Origin of the sequence: Rhizobium subbaraonis, from assembly GCF_900220975.1 — a bacterium.
GTDB classification, from domain to species: Bacteria; Pseudomonadota; Alphaproteobacteria; order Rhizobiales; family Rhizobiaceae; genus Mycoplana; species Mycoplana subbaraonis.
In genome coordinates this window covers 82775-99138 of the sequence record NZ_OBQD01000013.1, presented here as the reverse complement: position 1 = coordinate 99138, position 16364 = coordinate 82775, and the positions used below count along the sequence as shown (strand labels likewise).

Annotated in this window: 20 protein-coding genes; 10 read left to right on the top strand and 10 right to left on the bottom strand. The window is 57.7% G+C overall.

The window, feature by feature from the left end; all coding sequences use genetic code 11:
• Positions 1-95: 95 nt before the first annotated feature.
• On the bottom strand, positions 96-1610 hold the full coding sequence (gene lnt, locus CRO48_RS20040) for an apolipoprotein N-acyltransferase (RefSeq protein WP_245423585.1): 1515 nt from the start codon (positions 1608-1610) through the stop codon (positions 96-98).
• An 89-nt stretch (positions 1611-1699) separates the two neighbouring features.
• The gene (locus CRO48_RS20035) at positions 1700-2428 is read right to left on the bottom strand and encodes a cytochrome c biogenesis CcdA family protein (RefSeq protein ID WP_245423584.1); all 729 of its coding nucleotides are present in this window, start codon (positions 2426-2428) and stop codon (positions 1700-1702) included.
• Positions 2429-2971: 543 nt separating this feature from the next.
• On the opposite strand from CRO48_RS20035, the gene CRO48_RS20030 reads away from it, so the two are divergent.
• Positions 2972-3424 (top strand): pseudoazurin, encoded by a 453-nt coding sequence (locus CRO48_RS20030; protein ID WP_097141645.1) that lies wholly within the window; start codon positions 2972-2974, stop codon positions 3422-3424.
• A 376-nt stretch (positions 3425-3800) separates the two neighbouring features.
• Here the strand turns inward: CRO48_RS20030 and CRO48_RS20025 are convergent, their stop codons facing one another.
• A complete protein-coding gene (locus CRO48_RS20025) occupies positions 3801-5231 on the bottom strand; it encodes an FAD-dependent monooxygenase (RefSeq protein ID WP_097141644.1) in 1431 nt (476 codons plus the stop codon).
• 73 nt (positions 5232-5304) lie between these two features.
• Here CRO48_RS20025 and CRO48_RS20020 point away from each other — a divergent pair, with 73 nt between their 5' ends.
• A complete protein-coding gene (locus tag CRO48_RS20020) occupies positions 5305-5955 on the top strand; it encodes a TetR/AcrR family transcriptional regulator C-terminal domain-containing protein (protein ID WP_097141643.1) in 651 nt (216 codons plus the stop codon).
• A 92-nt stretch (positions 5956-6047) separates the two neighbouring features.
• Here CRO48_RS20020 and lspA read toward each other — a convergent pair whose 3' ends face one another.
• The gene (lspA, locus tag CRO48_RS20015) at positions 6048-6551 is read right to left on the bottom strand and encodes a signal peptidase II (protein WP_280952682.1); all 504 of its coding nucleotides are present in this window, start codon (positions 6549-6551) and stop codon (positions 6048-6050) included.
• 187 nt (positions 6552-6738) lie between these two features.
• On the opposite strand from lspA, the gene CRO48_RS20010 reads away from it, so the two are divergent.
• Positions 6739-7347 (top strand): transglutaminase-like cysteine peptidase, encoded by a 609-nt coding sequence (locus CRO48_RS20010; RefSeq protein WP_342588285.1) that lies wholly within the window; start codon positions 6739-6741, stop codon positions 7345-7347.
• 13 nt (positions 7348-7360) lie between these two features.
• Here the strand turns inward: CRO48_RS20010 and CRO48_RS32665 are convergent, their stop codons facing one another.
• The gene (locus CRO48_RS32665; RefSeq protein ID WP_097141642.1) at positions 7361-7612 is read right to left on the bottom strand and encodes a hypothetical protein; all 252 of its coding nucleotides are present in this window, start codon (positions 7610-7612) and stop codon (positions 7361-7363) included.
• Positions 7613-7721: 109 nt separating this feature from the next.
• On the opposite strand from CRO48_RS32665, the gene CRO48_RS20000 reads away from it, so the two are divergent.
• The 5 genes from CRO48_RS20000 to CRO48_RS33260 all read left to right on the top strand — a co-directional run bounded on the left by CRO48_RS20000 (position 7722) and on the right by CRO48_RS33260 (position 11017).
• The gene (locus CRO48_RS20000) at positions 7722-9401 is read left to right on the top strand and encodes a phosphoethanolamine transferase (RefSeq protein ID WP_097141641.1); all 1680 of its coding nucleotides are present in this window, start codon (positions 7722-7724) and stop codon (positions 9399-9401) included.
• A gap of 223 nt (positions 9402-9624) precedes the next feature.
• Entirely contained in the window at positions 9625-9948 is a 324-nt protein-coding gene (locus CRO48_RS19995) for a TFIIB-type zinc ribbon-containing protein (protein WP_097141640.1), read from the top strand.
• 38 nt (positions 9949-9986) lie between these two features.
• Complete coding sequence (locus CRO48_RS19990; RefSeq protein WP_176526827.1) at positions 9987-10403, top strand: MerR family transcriptional regulator; 417 nt, start codon at positions 9987-9989, stop codon at positions 10401-10403.
• Between the two features lie 49 nt (positions 10404-10452).
• Positions 10453-10887, top strand: a complete 435-nt coding sequence (locus CRO48_RS19985; RefSeq protein WP_141402081.1) for a hypothetical protein — start codon at positions 10453-10455, stop codon at positions 10885-10887.
• A gap of 7 nt (positions 10888-10894) precedes the next feature.
• Positions 10895-11017 (top strand): hypothetical protein, encoded by a 123-nt coding sequence (locus CRO48_RS33260; RefSeq protein WP_280952681.1) that lies wholly within the window; start codon positions 10895-10897, stop codon positions 11015-11017.
• Between the two features lie 58 nt (positions 11018-11075).
• Here the strand turns inward: CRO48_RS33260 and CRO48_RS19980 are convergent, their stop codons facing one another.
• Entirely contained in the window at positions 11076-11372 is a 297-nt protein-coding gene (locus tag CRO48_RS19980) for a PRC-barrel domain-containing protein (protein ID WP_097141637.1), read from the bottom strand.
• A gap of 192 nt (positions 11373-11564) precedes the next feature.
• The gene (locus CRO48_RS19975; protein ID WP_097141636.1) at positions 11565-12080 is read right to left on the bottom strand and encodes a copper chaperone PCu(A)C; all 516 of its coding nucleotides are present in this window, start codon (positions 12078-12080) and stop codon (positions 11565-11567) included.
• 89 nt (positions 12081-12169) lie between these two features.
• Between CRO48_RS19975 and CRO48_RS19970 the strand changes: the two genes are divergently transcribed.
• Positions 12170-13186 (top strand): cation diffusion facilitator family transporter, encoded by a 1017-nt coding sequence (locus CRO48_RS19970; protein WP_245423583.1) that lies wholly within the window; start codon positions 12170-12172, stop codon positions 13184-13186.
• Between the two features lie 20 nt (positions 13187-13206).
• On the opposite strand, the gene CRO48_RS32290 is transcribed toward CRO48_RS19970, so the two are convergent.
• Positions 13207-13362 (bottom strand): hypothetical protein, encoded by a 156-nt coding sequence (locus tag CRO48_RS32290; protein WP_176526826.1) that lies wholly within the window; start codon positions 13360-13362, stop codon positions 13207-13209.
• Between the two features lie 16 nt (positions 13363-13378).
• Positions 13379-13585: a DUF3500 domain-containing protein gene (locus tag CRO48_RS33490; protein WP_353853344.1), complete on the bottom strand. Its 207-nt coding sequence runs from the start codon at positions 13583-13585 to the stop codon at positions 13379-13381.
• 355 nt (positions 13586-13940) lie between these two features.
• Between CRO48_RS33490 and CRO48_RS19960 the strand changes: the two genes are divergently transcribed.
• Entirely contained in the window at positions 13941-14540 is a 600-nt protein-coding gene (locus CRO48_RS19960) for a transglutaminase-like cysteine peptidase (RefSeq protein ID WP_097141634.1), read from the top strand.
• A gap of 434 nt (positions 14541-14974) precedes the next feature.
• Here the strand turns inward: CRO48_RS19960 and CRO48_RS19955 are convergent, their stop codons facing one another.
• Entirely contained in the window at positions 14975-16306 is a 1332-nt protein-coding gene (locus tag CRO48_RS19955) for a DUF882 domain-containing protein (protein WP_097141633.1), read from the bottom strand.
• Between the last annotated feature and the right edge of the window lie 58 nt (positions 16307-16364).

The window sequence follows — 16364 nt, the reverse complement described above, 5'->3', positions numbered from 1 at the left end:
CTTGCCTGGCGTAAGTAAGATGACACGCCGTCGGTCGACCGTAACGGGCAACGTGCTTTAATACGAAATGGTGGGGCATCAGCGTTCGGTTCTTTTCACTGGATGCGAAAATCATTCTGTTCAGTTCCTCGTGATCCTCGCCGTGTTCCCGTGCCAGCGACAAAAAGAAGTACGATCATCACCACGACTGGAACGTTGCCGAACCGCGCAAAGACGGTTTCGGATGTCGTAGCTGCGGGCAATAGGCCATCGATCACTCCGCTTACGTCAAGGGGAAGCATGTTCATCACTCGGCCGTAGCCGTCAACGATCCCACTGATACCGCTGTTGGCCGCTCGCACGAGGGGCAGCCCTGCTTCGATCGCTCTTACTCGTGCGGCAAGAAAGTGCTGGTAAGGTCCGGCAGACATGCCAAACCACGCATCATTCGTGATGTTCAGGATCCACCTTTCTCCATCGCTCCCAGACCGTGGAAAGACAGCCTCGTAGCAGATCAGGGCCCTCGCTGCGGGCAAGCCAACCAGGCGCATGGGTGCCGTGTTTCCACCTGGAACATAGTCGATGTCGCCTACGGTCATCTTCATGGCGCCGAGAGCGTTCCTGAACGGCGTGAACTCTCCAAACGGCACCAATCGTACTTTGTCGTAGTCCGCAACGACGATTCCTTCGTCGTCGAGCGCGACAACGCTGTTCAGCAGTCCTGAATCATTCGGAGGCCTGGCGGGAGCTTCCCTGACGGCTCCGAAAAGAAGGAGTCCGCCTGGTGGTACACTGGCCATGAGGGCTGGAGGGACGTTGCGACCAGCTTCGAACAGAATAGGATATGCGGTCTCCGGCCAGATGACGAAGCGTGGTCGATCACCTTCACCGGACGTGCTGAGGGCAAGAAGCTTGCCGAGGATTGCTTGCGCTTGGTTCGCTTCCCATTTCTGGCTTTGGGGAATGTTCGGCTGGACGATCCGCACATGCTGGCCATCTTCCGCAACGTCGGTGGCAGCGAGGCGCATTGCCCCGCCAGCCCACAGAACGACGAAGGAGAGGCTGGGCGCCAGGATCATAACGAGAGCGGCAGACAGGCGGTTCAGCTCATATTTCTCGCTGATCAGGAGCGGCATAGTCGCCATGAGAATGGTAAGGAACCCGAGGCCATAGATTCCCATGACCGAAACCCCCTGGAGGACCTGGTCGCTAAATCCCCAGATGTACCCGATGAGGTTCCAGGGAAATCCTGTCAGGATCACACCGCGGGCCATCTCCGCCACCGCCCACGTCGCCGGAAGGATGATGAAGGTGCGCAGGCTCGGTCCGCCGAGATAGCGAGCGGCCATTGCGGCGAGCGCCGGGAACACAGCAAGAAATGCAGAAAGCGCGATCACCGAGGGCCATGCCAGCATGGAGAACTTCTCGGCTTCGACCGCAAAGCTCTCGGTTATCCAACTCAAGCCCACAACGAATTGACCCAGGCCGAACGCCCATCCGACCAGGAAGGCCGCCGGCGCGTTACGACTTCGGCGTGTCAGAATGGCAAGCGTGTAAAGGCCAATATATGCGAACGGAAAGAGAAAGAAGGGAGCGAACGCCAAACCACTCAGCCCGCCGATCAGGGTCACAGTGACCAACCTATGGCGAAACCGTGTGAATGATCTCTCTTGCGAAATCCAGCCAGCCAGGTTCGTATTCAGTCTCCTTCGCACACCCCTTAGCCTATATAGCCAAGCCCGGGAAAGCGCTCGAGGAGCCAAAATGCGATCATCGTGAGACGACCTGTCATCATCAATATCCCCATAATGATCATGATGCCGCCGGCTAGAACATTGAGGAGATGACCAGCGTATCGGATGCGCTTGAACCCGGCCGCTAAGCTGCTGAACGCGACAGCGAGTGTCAAGAACGGAATTCCAAGGCCGGCGCTGTAGGCTGCGAGGAGGACTGCGCCGCTTCCGGCCGACATTGCGGCCAGCGTAAGGATCGAACCGAGGACGGGGCCGATGCAAGGCGTCCATCCAAAGGCGAATGTGAGACCAAGCGTATAGGCCCCGGCTGGCCCCGACACGGTTCGCGGCCCTGGCAGTCTAAAATCGCTGAGAAGCCCAGGTAGCTTGACCAAACCGGTCATCACAAAGCCGAAACAAACCAGCAGTGCCCCACCAAGGAGATTCGCCTCGACATTGTACCGCAAGAGAATACCGCCGAACGCTTGCGCACCGAGTCCCAGCAACACAAAGACCGTCGAAAACCCGGCTATGAAGAACAGCGCCGACCGGACGACCTTGAGACGATCCGAAAGGTGCCTAGACGCAGGATCGACGCCACTGGAGACGAACGAGAGATAGCCTGGAACCAGCGGGAGAACGCATGGGGACACGAATGATATGGCGCCGGCCGCAATCGCTGTGACAAGCCCGACCGCTGAGACATCAATCGCCACGCCTGCCGTCCTTCCTTCGACTGCTATTACAGATCCGTACTTTGAATGTCGGTATAAATGCTCAAGCAACATGAGGTTCAATGAGAGTGTTCCCGAACCTGCCGTGACATTGCGACGCGCGGTCGCAGTTGTGGTCCTCGGTGCGAACCAAATGTCGACGCGCGCACGTCGGTGGGATTTCGCCCGCGCAGCGGATAGTCACGTCGCTTTTCAGACATGGAGAGCGTTGTTCTGTCTGAGCGCAAGCCCTGAAACTCCGGCATCGGAAGGAAGAAAAGACCGGGTTCCGCCGCCATCAATCTCTTGGCGAAAGAAGTGCATGCCAGCTCTGACATGCGCGAAAAGGCTTGGATATTCGATCGCGCTCGCGACCGCCTTTTATTACTGCGTATATCAGCTGCGACGCATTGACGTCTCGTCACCCTTCATGTCGGCCGCTAACAGTGGCAGAAGTGGCGTCGAGACGATCCGTCACCATGGTTTTCGGATGGCGGTGACGCCGACGTTGGATGATCGAAAAACACGTCGAGAGGAGACTTTTTTATGTTCACACGTCGCGAAGTGATGCTGGGCGCTGCGGGGACGATTGCATTGGTTGCGCTGCCCGCGCGGGCGGCGACTACCGACCATCAGGTCATGATGCTCAACAAGGGCAAGAAGGGGGCGATGGTTTACGAACCTGATTTCATCGTCGCCGCGCCTGGCGACACCGTCACCTTCGTCCCGACCGACAAGTCTCACAACGCTGAGAGTATCAAGGGGATGATCCCGGATGACGCAACGGCCTTTAAGGGCAAGATGAACGAGCAGATCACGGTGACTCTTGAAAAGGAGGGTGTCTATGGCGTGAAGTGCCTGCCGCACTACGGGATGGGCATGGTCGCCCTGATCGTCGTCGGCAAGCCGGTCAATCTCGACCAGGCCAAGGCTGTCAAGCAGACCGGCAAGGCGAAGAAAGTGTTTGAAGAGTTGCTCGCGCAGGTGCCGGCCGTTTGACCGCTGGCCGCCGTTTTTTACTACCGGTCTGACAGCAATCATCGATCGTGCCCACTTCTCGCGAGGTATGGAAGCTACCCGCGGTACGGTGATTGAGCTTAACGGTGTTGCCGCGTCGGCATGCGCGACGGGCGACTGCCTTTTGACCCCGCTATGAACGGGGGTGGTAGTACTGCCAGCCGCCCCGGCTATCTCAAGGCGATGAGTCATCGGCGAGCAGGCGCAGCCCGCCGAAGATTCGTTGCCGTTGATTGACGCTTGGCCGGAAAGAACCGCCAGTCGCGCGACAACCACGCGATGACGCCATGCAAAATCATCTCCACGAACGCCCGCGTGAGACCGGGAGTATTGCGCCTTTCAATTCCGTCGCTCCGCGCTATTCGAAGCTGGAAACGTAACCGTCCGGGCGTACCAGCACGGCACGCAGGCCGATGAATGCCGCATGATCGAACGGCTTTGCCGTCACGAACCGGATCCGTTCTCGTCGCAGCCAATCCGGGCTACTCGCCTCCACGCCTGCGTCAAAGGCGATGTGCAGCCAGTTGCCTTTCGCCAGCAGACTGTAGATCGGGGAAGTGGTTTCATTGACGGTGATGTCGACATCCGGGATGCGCACACCTTCGGCCAGCCTCCCGGCGGAAAGCGCTGCCTTGGCATCACTGCCGTATGCAACGTCGAATCCGGAGAGCTCTCCGGCGAGCCTGCGGTTCACCGCAGGTATGCCCAGCAAATCGTTGAGCGTGGCCCGCAGCGCCAGCGTCGCTGGATCGAAGCGCGTGACGAGGCCGACCTGGGCGAGCGTATTGGCATAGAGCGCCTCGCCGACGGGCCGTCGCTCCGCCGTATAGCTGTCCAGCATCGTGGCCGGGGCCTCTCCCTTCACCACGGCGGCCAGTTTCCAGCCAAGGTTCATGGCATCCTGAAGTCCGACGTTCATGCCCTGGCCGCCCATCGGCGCATGGATGTGGGCTGCATCCCCGGCAAGCAGGATCCGCCCCTTGTTGTAGGTCGCTGCCAGTCGCGTCTCGTCGGTGAAGCGCGACATCCAGATCGGATCGCGCGGTTCGAACTCTTGCCCTGTGATGTGCGCTACCGGCTTTGCCAGTTGGTCGAGCGTCACGGGCTCACTCCTCGGAACATGCATCTGTTCGGGATCGACCATCACGATCCGATAATGCTTGCCGTCGCCGAGCGGCGCCATCATCACGAGGCCGCGCTCGTTGGTGACGGAGACGACGGGTGCCGCCGGTGGAACGCCGAGCACGACGTCGCCCAGCATCAGTGTGTTGCGCGCATCGTGACCCTCATATGCGATCCTGGCCTGCTCCCGGACGATGCTGCGTGCACCGTCGGCGCCCACCACATAATCTGCGATCAACTCCCCGGTATCTGTCGCGACATGAACCTGGTCGCCTTTGTTCTCGACACCTTGGACTGAGACCCCGCGCCGAAGGTCCACTCCCAGTTCGAGTGCATGTTCCTCGAGTTTCGCTTCAGTGACAGCTTGGGGGATGAACAGCGTGTAAGGGAAACGGGTGTCGAACCGCGAAAAGTCCAGCCGCGTGTCGAGGACGGCATAGTGACCGGTCGGGATCGGCCTGCCTGTCGAAAGCAGCCGATCCGCGATGCCACGCAACGCAAAAACCTCGAGCGAACGGCCGTGGATCGTCAAGGCGCGCGATTGCGCAGTGGGTTCGCTACGCCGCTCGATCACGGCGACGTCGATCCTGGCGAGTTTCAGTTCACAACCGATCCACAACCCGACGGGGCCGGCACCGACCACAATGACGTCGAAGCGATTTTTCATGTGCAGAACTCCAATCTAACGTTGTTAGATAAATCTAACAGCGTTAGATGGTCAATGGTTCAGGAGACAGATTGTGAAGATTGTCAAAGAGGACGTGGTCACGAAAGCGCTGGAACTGCTGGACGAGGTCGGTCTGGAGGGCCTGACCATGCGCAATCTTGCCGATGCCCTGAAGATCCAGGCGCCGTCGCTCTATTGGCATTTCGCCAACAAGTCCGCGCTCCTGGATGGAATGGCCGACGCTCTTTTGGAGCATGTCGGACGCGGTGTCTCGCGAGGTGAACAGTGGGAAGACCGCCTTTGCCGGATAGCGGGAGAGCTTCGCCAGGCGCTCCTGTCCCGTCGCGATGCGTCCCGTGTTTTTGCCGGAACCTATCCGATCAGCGAGAACATCCTCCGCGTCGGGTCGCTCATCCACGAATGCCTGCTCGATGCCGGCATGGATGATCGCCGGGCGAGTTGGAGCGTCTTCATCCTTTCCCACTACGTGATCGGCTTCTCAATCGAGGAACAGGCGCTGGCTAACGTTCCAGACGAGATTCGGCAGGGCCGAGATCTGGAAGCAGATGAGCTTCTCGCAAGATTTCCGTCGGCGACCGTCTCGGTACGTGGGGTCACTCCGGAAAATGCCGACGAGCGCTTTGCATTCGGACTGCAAATTCTGGTTCTGGGCTGGAAGGCTCTGCCCCTATCCCAAGATAGTTCGAAGGCCGGCTTTCGATAAATCAGTGATGCAAGTGCGCGTTCTTGCCAACCCAAACAGAGATTATTGACAGTAGCGCTCTACAGCGGTCGCGTAGTCACAGCGCGATAACTTCATCTAATGAGTTGCCTCGAAGGAGCGCGCCAGGAGCTCACAACTAAGCAAGCTGCGCCAAGGAAAATCGCGATATCTGCAGCATTGAATGTTGGCCAGTGCCAATTGTTTAAATGAAAATCGATAAAATCTGTGACGGCGCCTTGCTTAACCCGATCGTAGATATTGCCGATGGCACCTCCTATCATAAGGCCGATTCCAATGGCCTCCATTTTGGTTGCTGAGCACAGCATCCATACAGCCAGCAAGCTAACAATGACGGACGTTATACAAGATAATATTGCAGGATACACCGCAAAGTAGGATGACATGAATCCGAAACTAACTCCGGTATTGTAGGAAAGAGTGAAGTTCAGGAATCGTGTTACGTATATTTCTCTTGGAGGCTGCATGATTATTTCGACAATCGCGAATTTCGATAGCTGATCGGCCGAAAAAGCCAAGATCACACATGCGAGCGCGGGGAGAATGCAAGAGACGTTCCTGAATAGCTTCACTGTCATCCCCGTCACATTGGTTGGTCATAGCTTCGACGCTCTACCCACTTGAGCTTCAAGGGTTCGCATTGCATCTTTCTGTGGAAATTTGAATGTCGAGCACCGAGACTTTTCGAAGTGTTGGCTCAAGCCCGATGGACGCGGACAGAAGAATTTATTAAGGATTTGATAATCGATTGATATCGGACGGGGGATGATGGTGACCTTGCGGAAGTCGATGACGGCTCTGTGCGTGATCGCTACCTGGGCATTTGGGAACAGTGGCGCGTCGGCCCATCCATCAGCCATGGAGGTGGGGGACATAACGTCACAACCCATCGGACACTATGAATTCTGCAAGCGAAACGCTTCTGAATGCTCAATTCGCTCCCGTAGCACGTTGCCGCTGATTATGTCGGCTCGGCTTAGAGACCAGTTGGAAAACCTCACGATCTCCATAAATCAAGCGGTTCGGCCGAAGAGCGATCTGGAGCTATACGGAGTGGACGAATTCTGGACTTATCCAGTTGATGCCGGTGACTGCGAGGACTACGCATTGGCCAAACGCCGTCTGCTGCTGAAAGATGGAATCTCGGCGTCGAACCTTCTCTTGACGGTATTGCGGCGGCCCAACGGCGAGGGCCATGCAGTCCTGACCGTTCGAACTGACGTAGGTGACGTTGTTCTCGACAATCTCACAGACAAGGTTTTGAATTGGGACGAAACTGGATACACCTACCTTAAGAGACAATCCGCCGGCCATACCGGAAAATGGGTTTCGATACGGGATGGCGAAGCCCCTCTGGTCAGCTCTGTTCATTGAAGCGAAACAGGCTTCAATGATCCTTGCCAGGCGCCAGCGCTGGCGGCGATGATCTGTTCGCTTTCGAAGCGGCCCGCGTCTCAACGCGATTTTCTTCTTGCCTTGGCTTTTCTAAGGCGACCGAAATTTCGGACTTCGAGATGGAAGCACGGATCTCGCGCCAATGACGGATGTCTGAACAGTGCGCTGCGGGGCGAGGCGCGTCTTCGCTGCAGGCAGCGGCAAAAAGCGACTGGTTCTCGTCTTGATCGTGGTCGTAGACCATGCGGACGGTAGTTAATCCATTCCGCCATGCTTCAAAATAGACCTTGTAGCTCTACCTGCTAGAGCTCGTACATAGCGCGCCAGCTTCATCGTAGAACAATGGCGCCGACATGAAGAAGGTATCCGCTACCGGGTCTGGAAAATTCCTGAAGAAACTTGAGGCATTTCGGCCGACGCTGGGAAGCCTGCCCGTCAGCATATTGGCGGCTACCTACCTGCTTTTATTTCTGAATGCGACATTCTGGGCGAGGGCGGGAGTCTACCTGCAGGGCGAGCCCTGGGCCTACGCCGGGCTATTCGCCGCCATGTTTGCGCTCTTTACCATTGCAACCGTAGCCGTTTCCGTCAAATACGTCATCAAGCCCATTCTCATTTTCTATATCGCCGTGGCGGCCGCCGCAGCGTGGTTCACCGACAACTATGGTGTTTTCGTCGATACGGACATGGTCAGAAACGTCTTTGAAACGACCAGGGCGGAGTCTCAGGATCTGATGACGCCGGGGCTTCTCAGGCACTTTGCCCTCTATTTTGTCCTGCCGTCCGCGCTACTGTCCTGGGTGCGTGTCACCCACCAGACTCTCGGCCGAAAGGTTTTGGAGAACGGCTTTACGATCTTTGTCTGCCTTCTGATTTTCGCGGGCCTTGCTGCGACGTTCTATAAACCCTACTCGGCAATCGTTCGCACCAAGAGGGACCTGGTCAAGACGCTCAATCCGATTACGCCCCTCGTCAATACGACGAAGTATCTTCTGGGCGTCAGCCAGGAGGTCGCCCTCGTCGTCAAGCCGCTGGGCGAGGATGCCAGGATTGCCGCACCGTCCGACGGCTCCAGCAAACCTCGCGTGGCCATTGTCATTGTCGGTGAAACGGCGCGGGGAGCAAGCTTCTCACTGGACTCGTATACGCGCCAAACGAACCCTGAACTCGCCCGCCAGAATGTCATCTACTATCCCAACGTCTCGAGCTGTGGCACAGCGACCGATGTCTCTCTGCCCTGCATGTTTTCCAACCTGAAGAGGTCAGGCTACAGCCACAAAGCCGGGCTTGAGAATGAGAATGTGCTCGACGTGCTCTCCCGCGCAGGCGTTGACGTGACGTGGATGGAAAATAACACGGGGAGCAAAGGCGTTGCCGATCGAGTGCGAAATGTCGTGATTACGGGCTCGAAAGATCCACGATTCTGCAAGGATGGTGACTGCTGGGACGAAATCTTCCTGGAGAAGATTGACGAATGGCTTAGCGGCATCACAAAGGATAGTGTCCTGGTCCTGCACCAGCTCGGAAATCATGGCCCAGCCTATTACGAGCGATACCCGGACGCGTTTCGCAAGTTCGTTCCGGATTGCCAGACGGCTGAGCTCGCCCAGTGCACCGATGCGGAAATCGTTAATTCATACGATAATGCCATCCTCTATACGGACTTCGTTCTGTCCGGGATCGTAGAACGTTTGAAGGCGCGCAGTTCAACGCTCTCAACGGGCTTCCTCTACATTTCCGATCATGGCGAGTCTCTTGGTGAAAACGGGCTTTACCTGCACGGGACGCCCTATTTCATGGCCCCTGACGAGCAGACGAGGATACCGATGATCACATGGTTTGACGGGCAGTTCGCCTCTTCGATGGGGCTCGGTCTCGATTGCTTGAGAAAATCGGCCGCAAGACCGCTTTCGCATGACAATCTCTTTTCCAGCCTGCTTGGAATGATGAACGTGACGGCGAAGGTCTATCAACCCGAGCAGGACATGTTTGCCGTTTGCCGGGCCGCGCCGGCCTTGCCGTCAAGTTCCTGACGAGCATCGTTGAAAAGTTAGCCTCGATAAAGGGGCGGCCGTCCTGCCTGCCCGTTCGCGTGGATTGGCGGCGCCCATTTGATTTTCGCGGGGCGGGCGCGCGCCGCTACATCTTGTCAGCGATCGCCAAAGTCTTCCCGTATCTCTTGACCCTCTAGTTGCTAGAGAACTTACATTCGCTTTACGGCGATGAAACCGCGCCGGTTGAAACGGGGATCAAGGAATGAGTGATGTATCGAATTCCGGTGTGGCAAAGGGGCTTCATTGCCCCGCATGTCGTGTGAATCTCGTCATGAGCGAACGGCAGGGAATCGAGATTGATTATTGTCCCCAGTGCCGTGGGGTCTGGCTCGATCGCGGCGAACTGGACAAGATCATCGAACGCAGTGTCGGCGACCTGTCGTCTGCCGTGCAAGAGCGTAACCGGCCAATGCCGGCCCAGCAGGTCTACGGCCATAGTTCCAGTCACGATCATGGGCAAAGTCATGGACATGGGCATGACCGAGGTGATCGCCACCGTTCATTTCTCGGACGGCTTTTCGACTGAGTGGTGCGGCCGGCGCGATTGGCCTATGGAGGATGACCGTGCTGACGATTGGTGACCTTTCCCGCTCCAGCGGTGTAAAAATCCCAACGATCCGGTATTACGAGCAGATGGGGCTACTTTCCCACTCGGAGCGTTCTGTTGGTAACCAGCGGCGCTACACCGATGAAGAGCGGGAACGGCTGACATTCATCCGGCACGCCCGTAATCTCGGCCTTTCAATAGAGGCTATCCGCGAACTCATTCAACTCAACCAGCATCCGGAAAGACCATGCCGCGATGCCGACCGGATCGCTGCGGAGCGATTGGCGGATGTGCGTAGCAAGATCAAGCGCTTGACAAAGCTCGAAGAGGAACTTGTCCGGATAACAACGTGCGACCACTCCAATCAGGTTGGAAACTGTTACGTCATCAGAGCGCTTGCCTCCCACGATCTCTCGACGCACGAGCAGCACTGACAAGCGAGGCAGTCGTGAACACGGCTGAAAATCATAACAGGAACGTTTGATGACTCAACACGAGGAGAATGGCGATCAGCCGCGAGGCTGGAGCGCTTTGGCAGTTTCAAAGGACCCTTCAGATCGTCCGAGAAATGGCAAGTCATTGATATGGTTTGGCATCTTTGCGCTGATGATCGGGTGGACGGGGCTGTGCCTGTTGGGATATCTCGCGGTAGACCCATTGATCACCTGGTTGAAGGTCATCGTTCTGGGCGTTGTCGACGGCGGGCAAGGGCTGGCGGAGGCCGTTGGCGGAAAGGTTGCCGGAGAGACCGTCCAGCTACTCAAGAGCACCGGGATTGCCGGCCAGATACTTGGCTTCGCAGAGATGATCGCAAAACCGGCCATTCTTGCTATCTGGTTTTTGGGTATTGTCGTCCTCACGGTCCTACCGGCCGTTGTGTCATTTGCCCTGCGCATCGTCCGAGGCCCAATACGATGAGGGTAGAATGCTGAGAAAAGTGGTATTTATTGCGATTTTCGTGCTCGTGGCCACCTCGATAGTGTTCAGCATGATCGGCGTCCTGGCGGTATGGAACCCGATGGAACTGTTCCAGTCGGAGAGCCAATAGGAGGGCGCTTTCGGGGCTTGGCCGGGAAAATGGCCCGGCATTGTGCCGGGCCTTATGGTCAGTCGCGATGTTCGGGCATCTCCTTGAGCTGATCCTTGGTCCATGCAGTCACGGCGTGAACATCGCCGTCTTCGTCCCGCATGAAATCGAGATCGATGATGGGGACGGAGACCGGCTTGGCGCCGATGCCGAGAAAGCCGCCGACATCGATGATAACGGTGCTTCCAGGACCCGCTCCATGAACGTGATCGACCTTCCCGACCTTTTGATCATCGGCTCCATAGACTGTCGCCCCTTCGAGAACTGAGGGCGTGAGTTCGGCTTCTGCTAGTCGCGTGTGGTTGGCATGATCCATTTCATTACTCCTTTGAAATGAACTCCTGTAACCATTCAGGGCGGGCCTATGTTCCATCCCGCCGCGCCCGATATCGGCATGGGTGAGGAGGTCGAAGAGGCTCCAAACCGATTAACCTCGCACGACAGCGCGGAAGAACAGATTTACTGAACGCTCCGTCCCGTCTCTACCAATTCCCTCCGTCAACACAATTCAGTCCGGTTCGGCTTCGGCCTGTCCATGGTGATGTCTGACGAGCTTGCCGCTAGAATTGATGATATCGGCGGTGACCTCCAGATTGGTGCCATCGTCGAAAATTAGTGTCAGGCGTTCGCCCTGGCTCGCCTTTCCGTCGGAGATTGGATCGTCAAGAAGGAGCCGAATTCCATTTGGCTGCATCCTCAGCTCGGCATGAGCGGGGATCGGGAGGAAATCCTCGGGACGACGCAGTCCCGAACGGCTATCGCTGGATGTTGGCGACAAGGCTGAAACCGATCGGAACGTTTCACTGGCGACCGACGTGAGACGCATCTCGCCGTCGGTTCCGTTCCAGATCGTCAGGAAGGCCTTGGCTTTCCCGCTCGCGTCATCCTCCACAAGGAGCTCGGCATGCTCGACCAATAAGGCGCGGGGTGGGTTCTCATGCAAGGATACCTCGTCAGAGGCGATGGCAGCGAAAGCAGGCAACACAGCAGCAAGCATTGTCGCGACGCAGGTGGTCATGCGCATGGCACAGGTTCTCCAACTCTTGGTCCGGATGCTGTTTTACCAAAGTTTTCGCCAGAACGGGGACAGCCTGCCTTTCACAAATGCGGCATATGGACACCTTCCACGCGCTTCAGGCGGTTGACGTCGGCCGGCTGCCGCACCAGTTTTCGTGCCGGCGCGTCGAGGACGGAACGGGGTACGAAGACATGAGCAACGAGTCGGTACATTCGGATGGCGATCATGACCATCAACATGGAAAGGAGGTGACGAAATCGAACGAACGTCGGATCAGGCTCGTGTTCATCCTGACGGCCGGCTATGCGCTGGTGCAGGCGGTCGGTGGTTGGCTCGCAGGTTCTCTAGCCCTGATCGCGGACGCCGGACACATGGTCTCGGATTCAGCGGCCCTTCTGCTTGCGCTTGTCGCATATCGTGTTGCGCGCTGGCCGATCGATGCACAGCGGACCTATGGTTTTCACCGTGTTCGGGTTCTGGCGGCCCTCGCCAATGGTGCAACCCTACTGTTGCTCGTCGCATGGATCGCCTGGGAAGCCGTGCAGCGCATCATCCAGCCCGCGGAGATTCTCGCCGGGCCAATGCTCGTGGTCGCGGTCGTCGGCCTGATCGTGAACGTTGTCGGCGCGTATGCGCTATGGTCTGGCGACAGCGGTGACAGCAACCTGCGCGGGGCGCTTCTTCACGTCGTCGGCGACCTTCTCGGATCGGTCGGCGCAATCGCAGCAGCCGTCGGTATCATGCTCACCGGGTGGAGCATTCTCGATCCACTTCTCTCGGTGCTGGTCGCTGGCTTGGTCATCCGGTCGGCCTGGGGACTGGTTTCCGATTCCATTCGTGTCCTCCTGCAGGCCACGCCGGAGGGTATCAATGCTGATGATATCGAAGCGGGCCTGCGTGCTCTCCCGGGCATCGCCGAGGCTGGTCACTTCCATGCCTGGACGCTAACGGATGAGAGTATCGTCGCCACGGTCCATGTCAGCCCTGACGCAGGGATCGATCCGCTCTCCCTGCCGCCGCTTGTGGCTTCATGGCTAAAGGAGCATCGCGATATCGATCATGTCACTGTCCAGGTGGACCCGCGGGGCGCTCCTCTCAGCCGGCACGAGTAAGCGTTCCGGGTAATCGGCCGCTATGCCTGAAGCGATCTACGGCGGCTCGTCTTCGAGGCGGCGAGGCCGACATAGAGTAAGACAACATTGTCCTCGAACGCCTCGGCCGGGTCGTCTCGCTCGCGCTTTGGCTCGACGAGTGCCTTCTTCTGCTGCTCGGCAGGCAGTTCCCGCATGAGTTAAGACCGCCTTTTATTCTGCCTGCAGAACGGTCGTACCGGAATACGTGGCTGACGCCGCACTGGTCGGTCGCAAGCCCATGAACACTGGCGACATCACGACCTGAGCGCCGAGGACAGAGCAGGTAATACTGAGGTGGTGTCCATCGATCTGTCGGCCCCGGAGCGCCGTCGCGGGCGGTTCGCCATGGGAAAAGCTTTCAGAAGGAAAATTTCTCAAGATGACAATATTTTGGACCGTCAACCCAGTCCGGCCGTGCCTTTCTGGACACTCCAGGGTTCAACTAACCCGTCGACAACGCCCGTCGTTGGACATGCGATGCGCATTTTCTCACGATCCCACAGCAAAGATGAAGCGAAGAATGTCGCGGAATCAGTGCGTTGCCGGATCAACGTCTCATCGGCACCCTCTGAATTTTCGCTAAAAATTTAATCAAATACGCCTAAAGTAAAAATCAATTTATCACTTCATTTTCTGCTTATTCTATATTGATTTGAGCTAACTTATACTTCTATCCTTTGCGAGAAGTCAAAAATTCAATGTCATTGTCCCATTATCAAACAGGGATAGAACAATGACAAAAATACTCAAGACAGGGGCATTCGCGTTTTTCTTTTCTCTTGCCGCAGTTCAGGCTGCGATGGCTCTTCCTGCCACAATGGAGCTCGCGGGAGCAACCAGCCAACCAATAGGTCACTATGAGTTCTGCAAGAAATACAGTGATGAATGCCGTTCCAACGGTGAAGACCGCGGCCCGCTGACGCTGACTCAAGAAAACTGGAAAACCATCGTCAATGTGAACTACACCGCGAATGTGGATTTCGCACCGCTGACAGATATGGAAATATACGGGGTGGAAGAATTGTGGACTTATCCCGAAACGGCGGCTGATTGCGAAGACTACGTCCTGATCAAGCGAAAGAACCTCGTCGAAGCCGGCATCTCGCCTTCAAACCTGCTGATTACCGTTGTGCTGCAACCGAGCGGGCAGGGGCATGCCGTCCTGACGTTGCGCACCGACCGCGGGGACTTCGTTCTTGACAACATGCGAAACAAGATCTTGCTCTGGTCCGAAACCGAATACCGCTATCTGAAGCGTCAGTCCTCAGCCAATGCCGGCAAGTGGGTCAAGCTTCAGGATGGCCGCGCCGACGCCGTTGGTAGCGTCAAGTAACGCCGCCGCCAGTACGAACGCCGGCCGCAGGAATGGGCCGCCCGGCGATTCGGCCGGGTGACCAGAAATGGGCCTACCGATCGCAAATTGTCATCATGGCCGTGCGTTTGGTCCTTCTGTCATCGAGCCAACTACGGGCCTCTTTCAAAACGCCATGCGTTTCGGTCGCGTTATCCTGTCGGCAGCAGGGATGAGTTTCGATACGGGTGGCGTTGTCCCACAAGCGCAGCCGATAGACTCGAAGCCGTCTCGCGCGATCTCTCCGTATACTCATCTACCGAAAGCCCAGAAGTCGATCCAGACGTACGAGGGTATGGTTACGACCGGTTTGCCGCTCTTATTCTGGCTCGATAGACAGAATACCAGCCACCACATAGGTTTGAAGAACCAGCAAAACGCACGCCACGCCCAGTATTCGCGAACCCGCGGGTCAATCAGCCGTCTGATCCGAAGCGATCGGAGTTGAACTCGCCAGGTTGATCAAGTGTGCGCTTTGCCCGGTTGCCGCTTCGGGTGTCGTTCGTGCTCGCGACGTCTTGCTTCAGGCTAGCCGGAAGCGTCAATCGTTCAAGCGCCTCGGCGGGGGCGAGCGCCCAACCGAGGAGTGCTTTGTCGGAAACTATCCATGTGACCGGTCCAACCTCTTGACTGAAATCGGCGAGGCTGGACTCGGCGGCGGTGGGCTGCCGCAATAGCTGCCCCGGCATCCTTAGACCACCCATCGCCTTGAACGACGAAGACGGGATGAATGCGGAGATGCTTGCCGGAACAGCGCGCTCGCTTTCGGTCGACCGGAACGTCGGGAGCGGCACGGTGATCGCCGCAAGGTCGAAGAACGCCGATTGTTCAACATCCGCCGGGCGGGTGACCTGCCTCTCCAGAGCTTTTTCCGCTCGGCTTTTCTGTGTCGGCAGCAATGCCGTTACGAGGCTGCTCTCCAGCGTGGCGGCCCGATCGAGTGACCGGGAGGCACCGGCCGTGCTGGCGACCATGATCGATTTCGAGCTGACGCGACGCTTGTAGTCCGCCATGGCCACATTGTATCCGGGCAGCGGCTTTCCATCGGCGGGAAGGTGGAGCGTCTTGCCGTTTGGAAAGATGCGAACCAGTTCGTGGCGCGACATACGCGGCCAGGCGCGTACATTGCCGACATCGAGGTGCACGAAGGGCGAGCCCGATCTCGGATAGTAGCCAACACCGCCGACCTGCATCTGCATGGCGATGGCCCTGAGCTTCGCCAGCTTCACGCCGGGAATGAAGAAGTCCATCGCCTTGCCCAGCGTATGCTGGCTGTTCTTGGCGACGCCCGAACTGCGCGAACGGCCGCGCAGCATGTTGTTGGTGGCAGGTGAGCGGTAGGCGGAGACGATGTGGATGTAATCCTTCGCGCCGCTGCGCTGGTAGACTTCCCAGACGAGGTCGAGCAGGCGCGGGTCCATGCGGGCCGGTTCGTTCCGGCGCCAGTCGCGCAGGAAGCGGTTGATCTGCGCGAGGCCCTTCGGGTCGAACCTGCCGTCGCGCTTGAAGGTGATCGTCGCTCGCTCGCCGGTGTGGGTGAAGAACAGTTTCAGCGATCGATCTTCCGCGGCGGCCGCAGCAGCGGTCAGGGCAACGGTCGACGCGGCGGCGATGATGATGGCGGGGGCCCGCGCAACCCAGCGCGCAATCGTCTCGATCCCCTTGCTGGCGGCAGCATGGAACACGCGCGCCAGAGACGCAATGATAGGATACTCAGACACAGCAGTTCCGATCCAAACGAGATACATCACGGGGGTGGAGACGCTCCGCCGCAGATTGCTGGTGAGAATTATGGTCAACGAAAGC

Bases quoted from the DNA above. Each gene is read 5' to 3' on its own strand.
- CRO48_RS20030 (WP_097141645.1), top strand. From the start codon at position 2,972: ATGTTCACACGTCGCGAAGTGATGCTGGGCGCTGCGGGGACGATTGCA.
- CRO48_RS20025 (WP_097141644.1), bottom strand. From the start codon at position 5,231: ATGAAAAATCGCTTCGACGTCATTGTGGTCGGTGCCGGCCCCGTCGGG.
- lspA (WP_280952682.1), bottom strand. From the start codon at position 6,551: ATGACAGTGAAGCTATTCAGGAACGTCTCTTGCATTCTCCCCGCGCTC.
- CRO48_RS20010 (WP_342588285.1), top strand. From the start codon at position 6,739: ATGATGGTGACCTTGCGGAAGTCGATGACGGCTCTGTGCGTGATCGCT.
- CRO48_RS32665 (WP_097141642.1), bottom strand. From the start codon at position 7,612: ATGGTCTACGACCACGATCAAGACGAGAACCAGTCGCTTTTTGCCGCT.
- CRO48_RS20000 (WP_097141641.1), top strand. From the start codon at position 7,722: ATGAAGAAGGTATCCGCTACCGGGTCTGGAAAATTCCTGAAGAAACTT.
- CRO48_RS19995 (WP_097141640.1), top strand. From the start codon at position 9,625: ATGAGTGATGTATCGAATTCCGGTGTGGCAAAGGGGCTTCATTGCCCC.
- CRO48_RS19985 (WP_141402081.1), top strand. From the start codon at position 10,453: ATGACTCAACACGAGGAGAATGGCGATCAGCCGCGAGGCTGGAGCGCT.
- CRO48_RS33260 (WP_280952681.1), top strand. From the start codon at position 10,895: ATGCTGAGAAAAGTGGTATTTATTGCGATTTTCGTGCTCGTGGCCACC.
- CRO48_RS19980 (WP_097141637.1), bottom strand. From the start codon at position 11,372: ATGGATCATGCCAACCACACGCGACTAGCAGAAGCCGAACTCACGCCC.
- CRO48_RS19975 (WP_097141636.1), bottom strand. From the start codon at position 12,080: ATGCGCATGACCACCTGCGTCGCGACAATGCTTGCTGCTGTGTTGCCT.
- CRO48_RS19970 (WP_245423583.1), top strand. From the start codon at position 12,170: ATGGACACCTTCCACGCGCTTCAGGCGGTTGACGTCGGCCGGCTGCCG.
- CRO48_RS32290 (WP_176526826.1), bottom strand. From the start codon at position 13,362: ATGCGGGAACTGCCTGCCGAGCAGCAGAAGAAGGCACTCGTCGAGCCA.
- CRO48_RS19960 (WP_097141634.1), top strand. From the start codon at position 13,941: ATGACAAAAATACTCAAGACAGGGGCATTCGCGTTTTTCTTTTCTCTT.
- CRO48_RS19955 (WP_097141633.1), bottom strand. From the start codon at position 16,306: ATGTATCTCGTTTGGATCGGAACTGCTGTGTCTGAGTATCCTATCATT.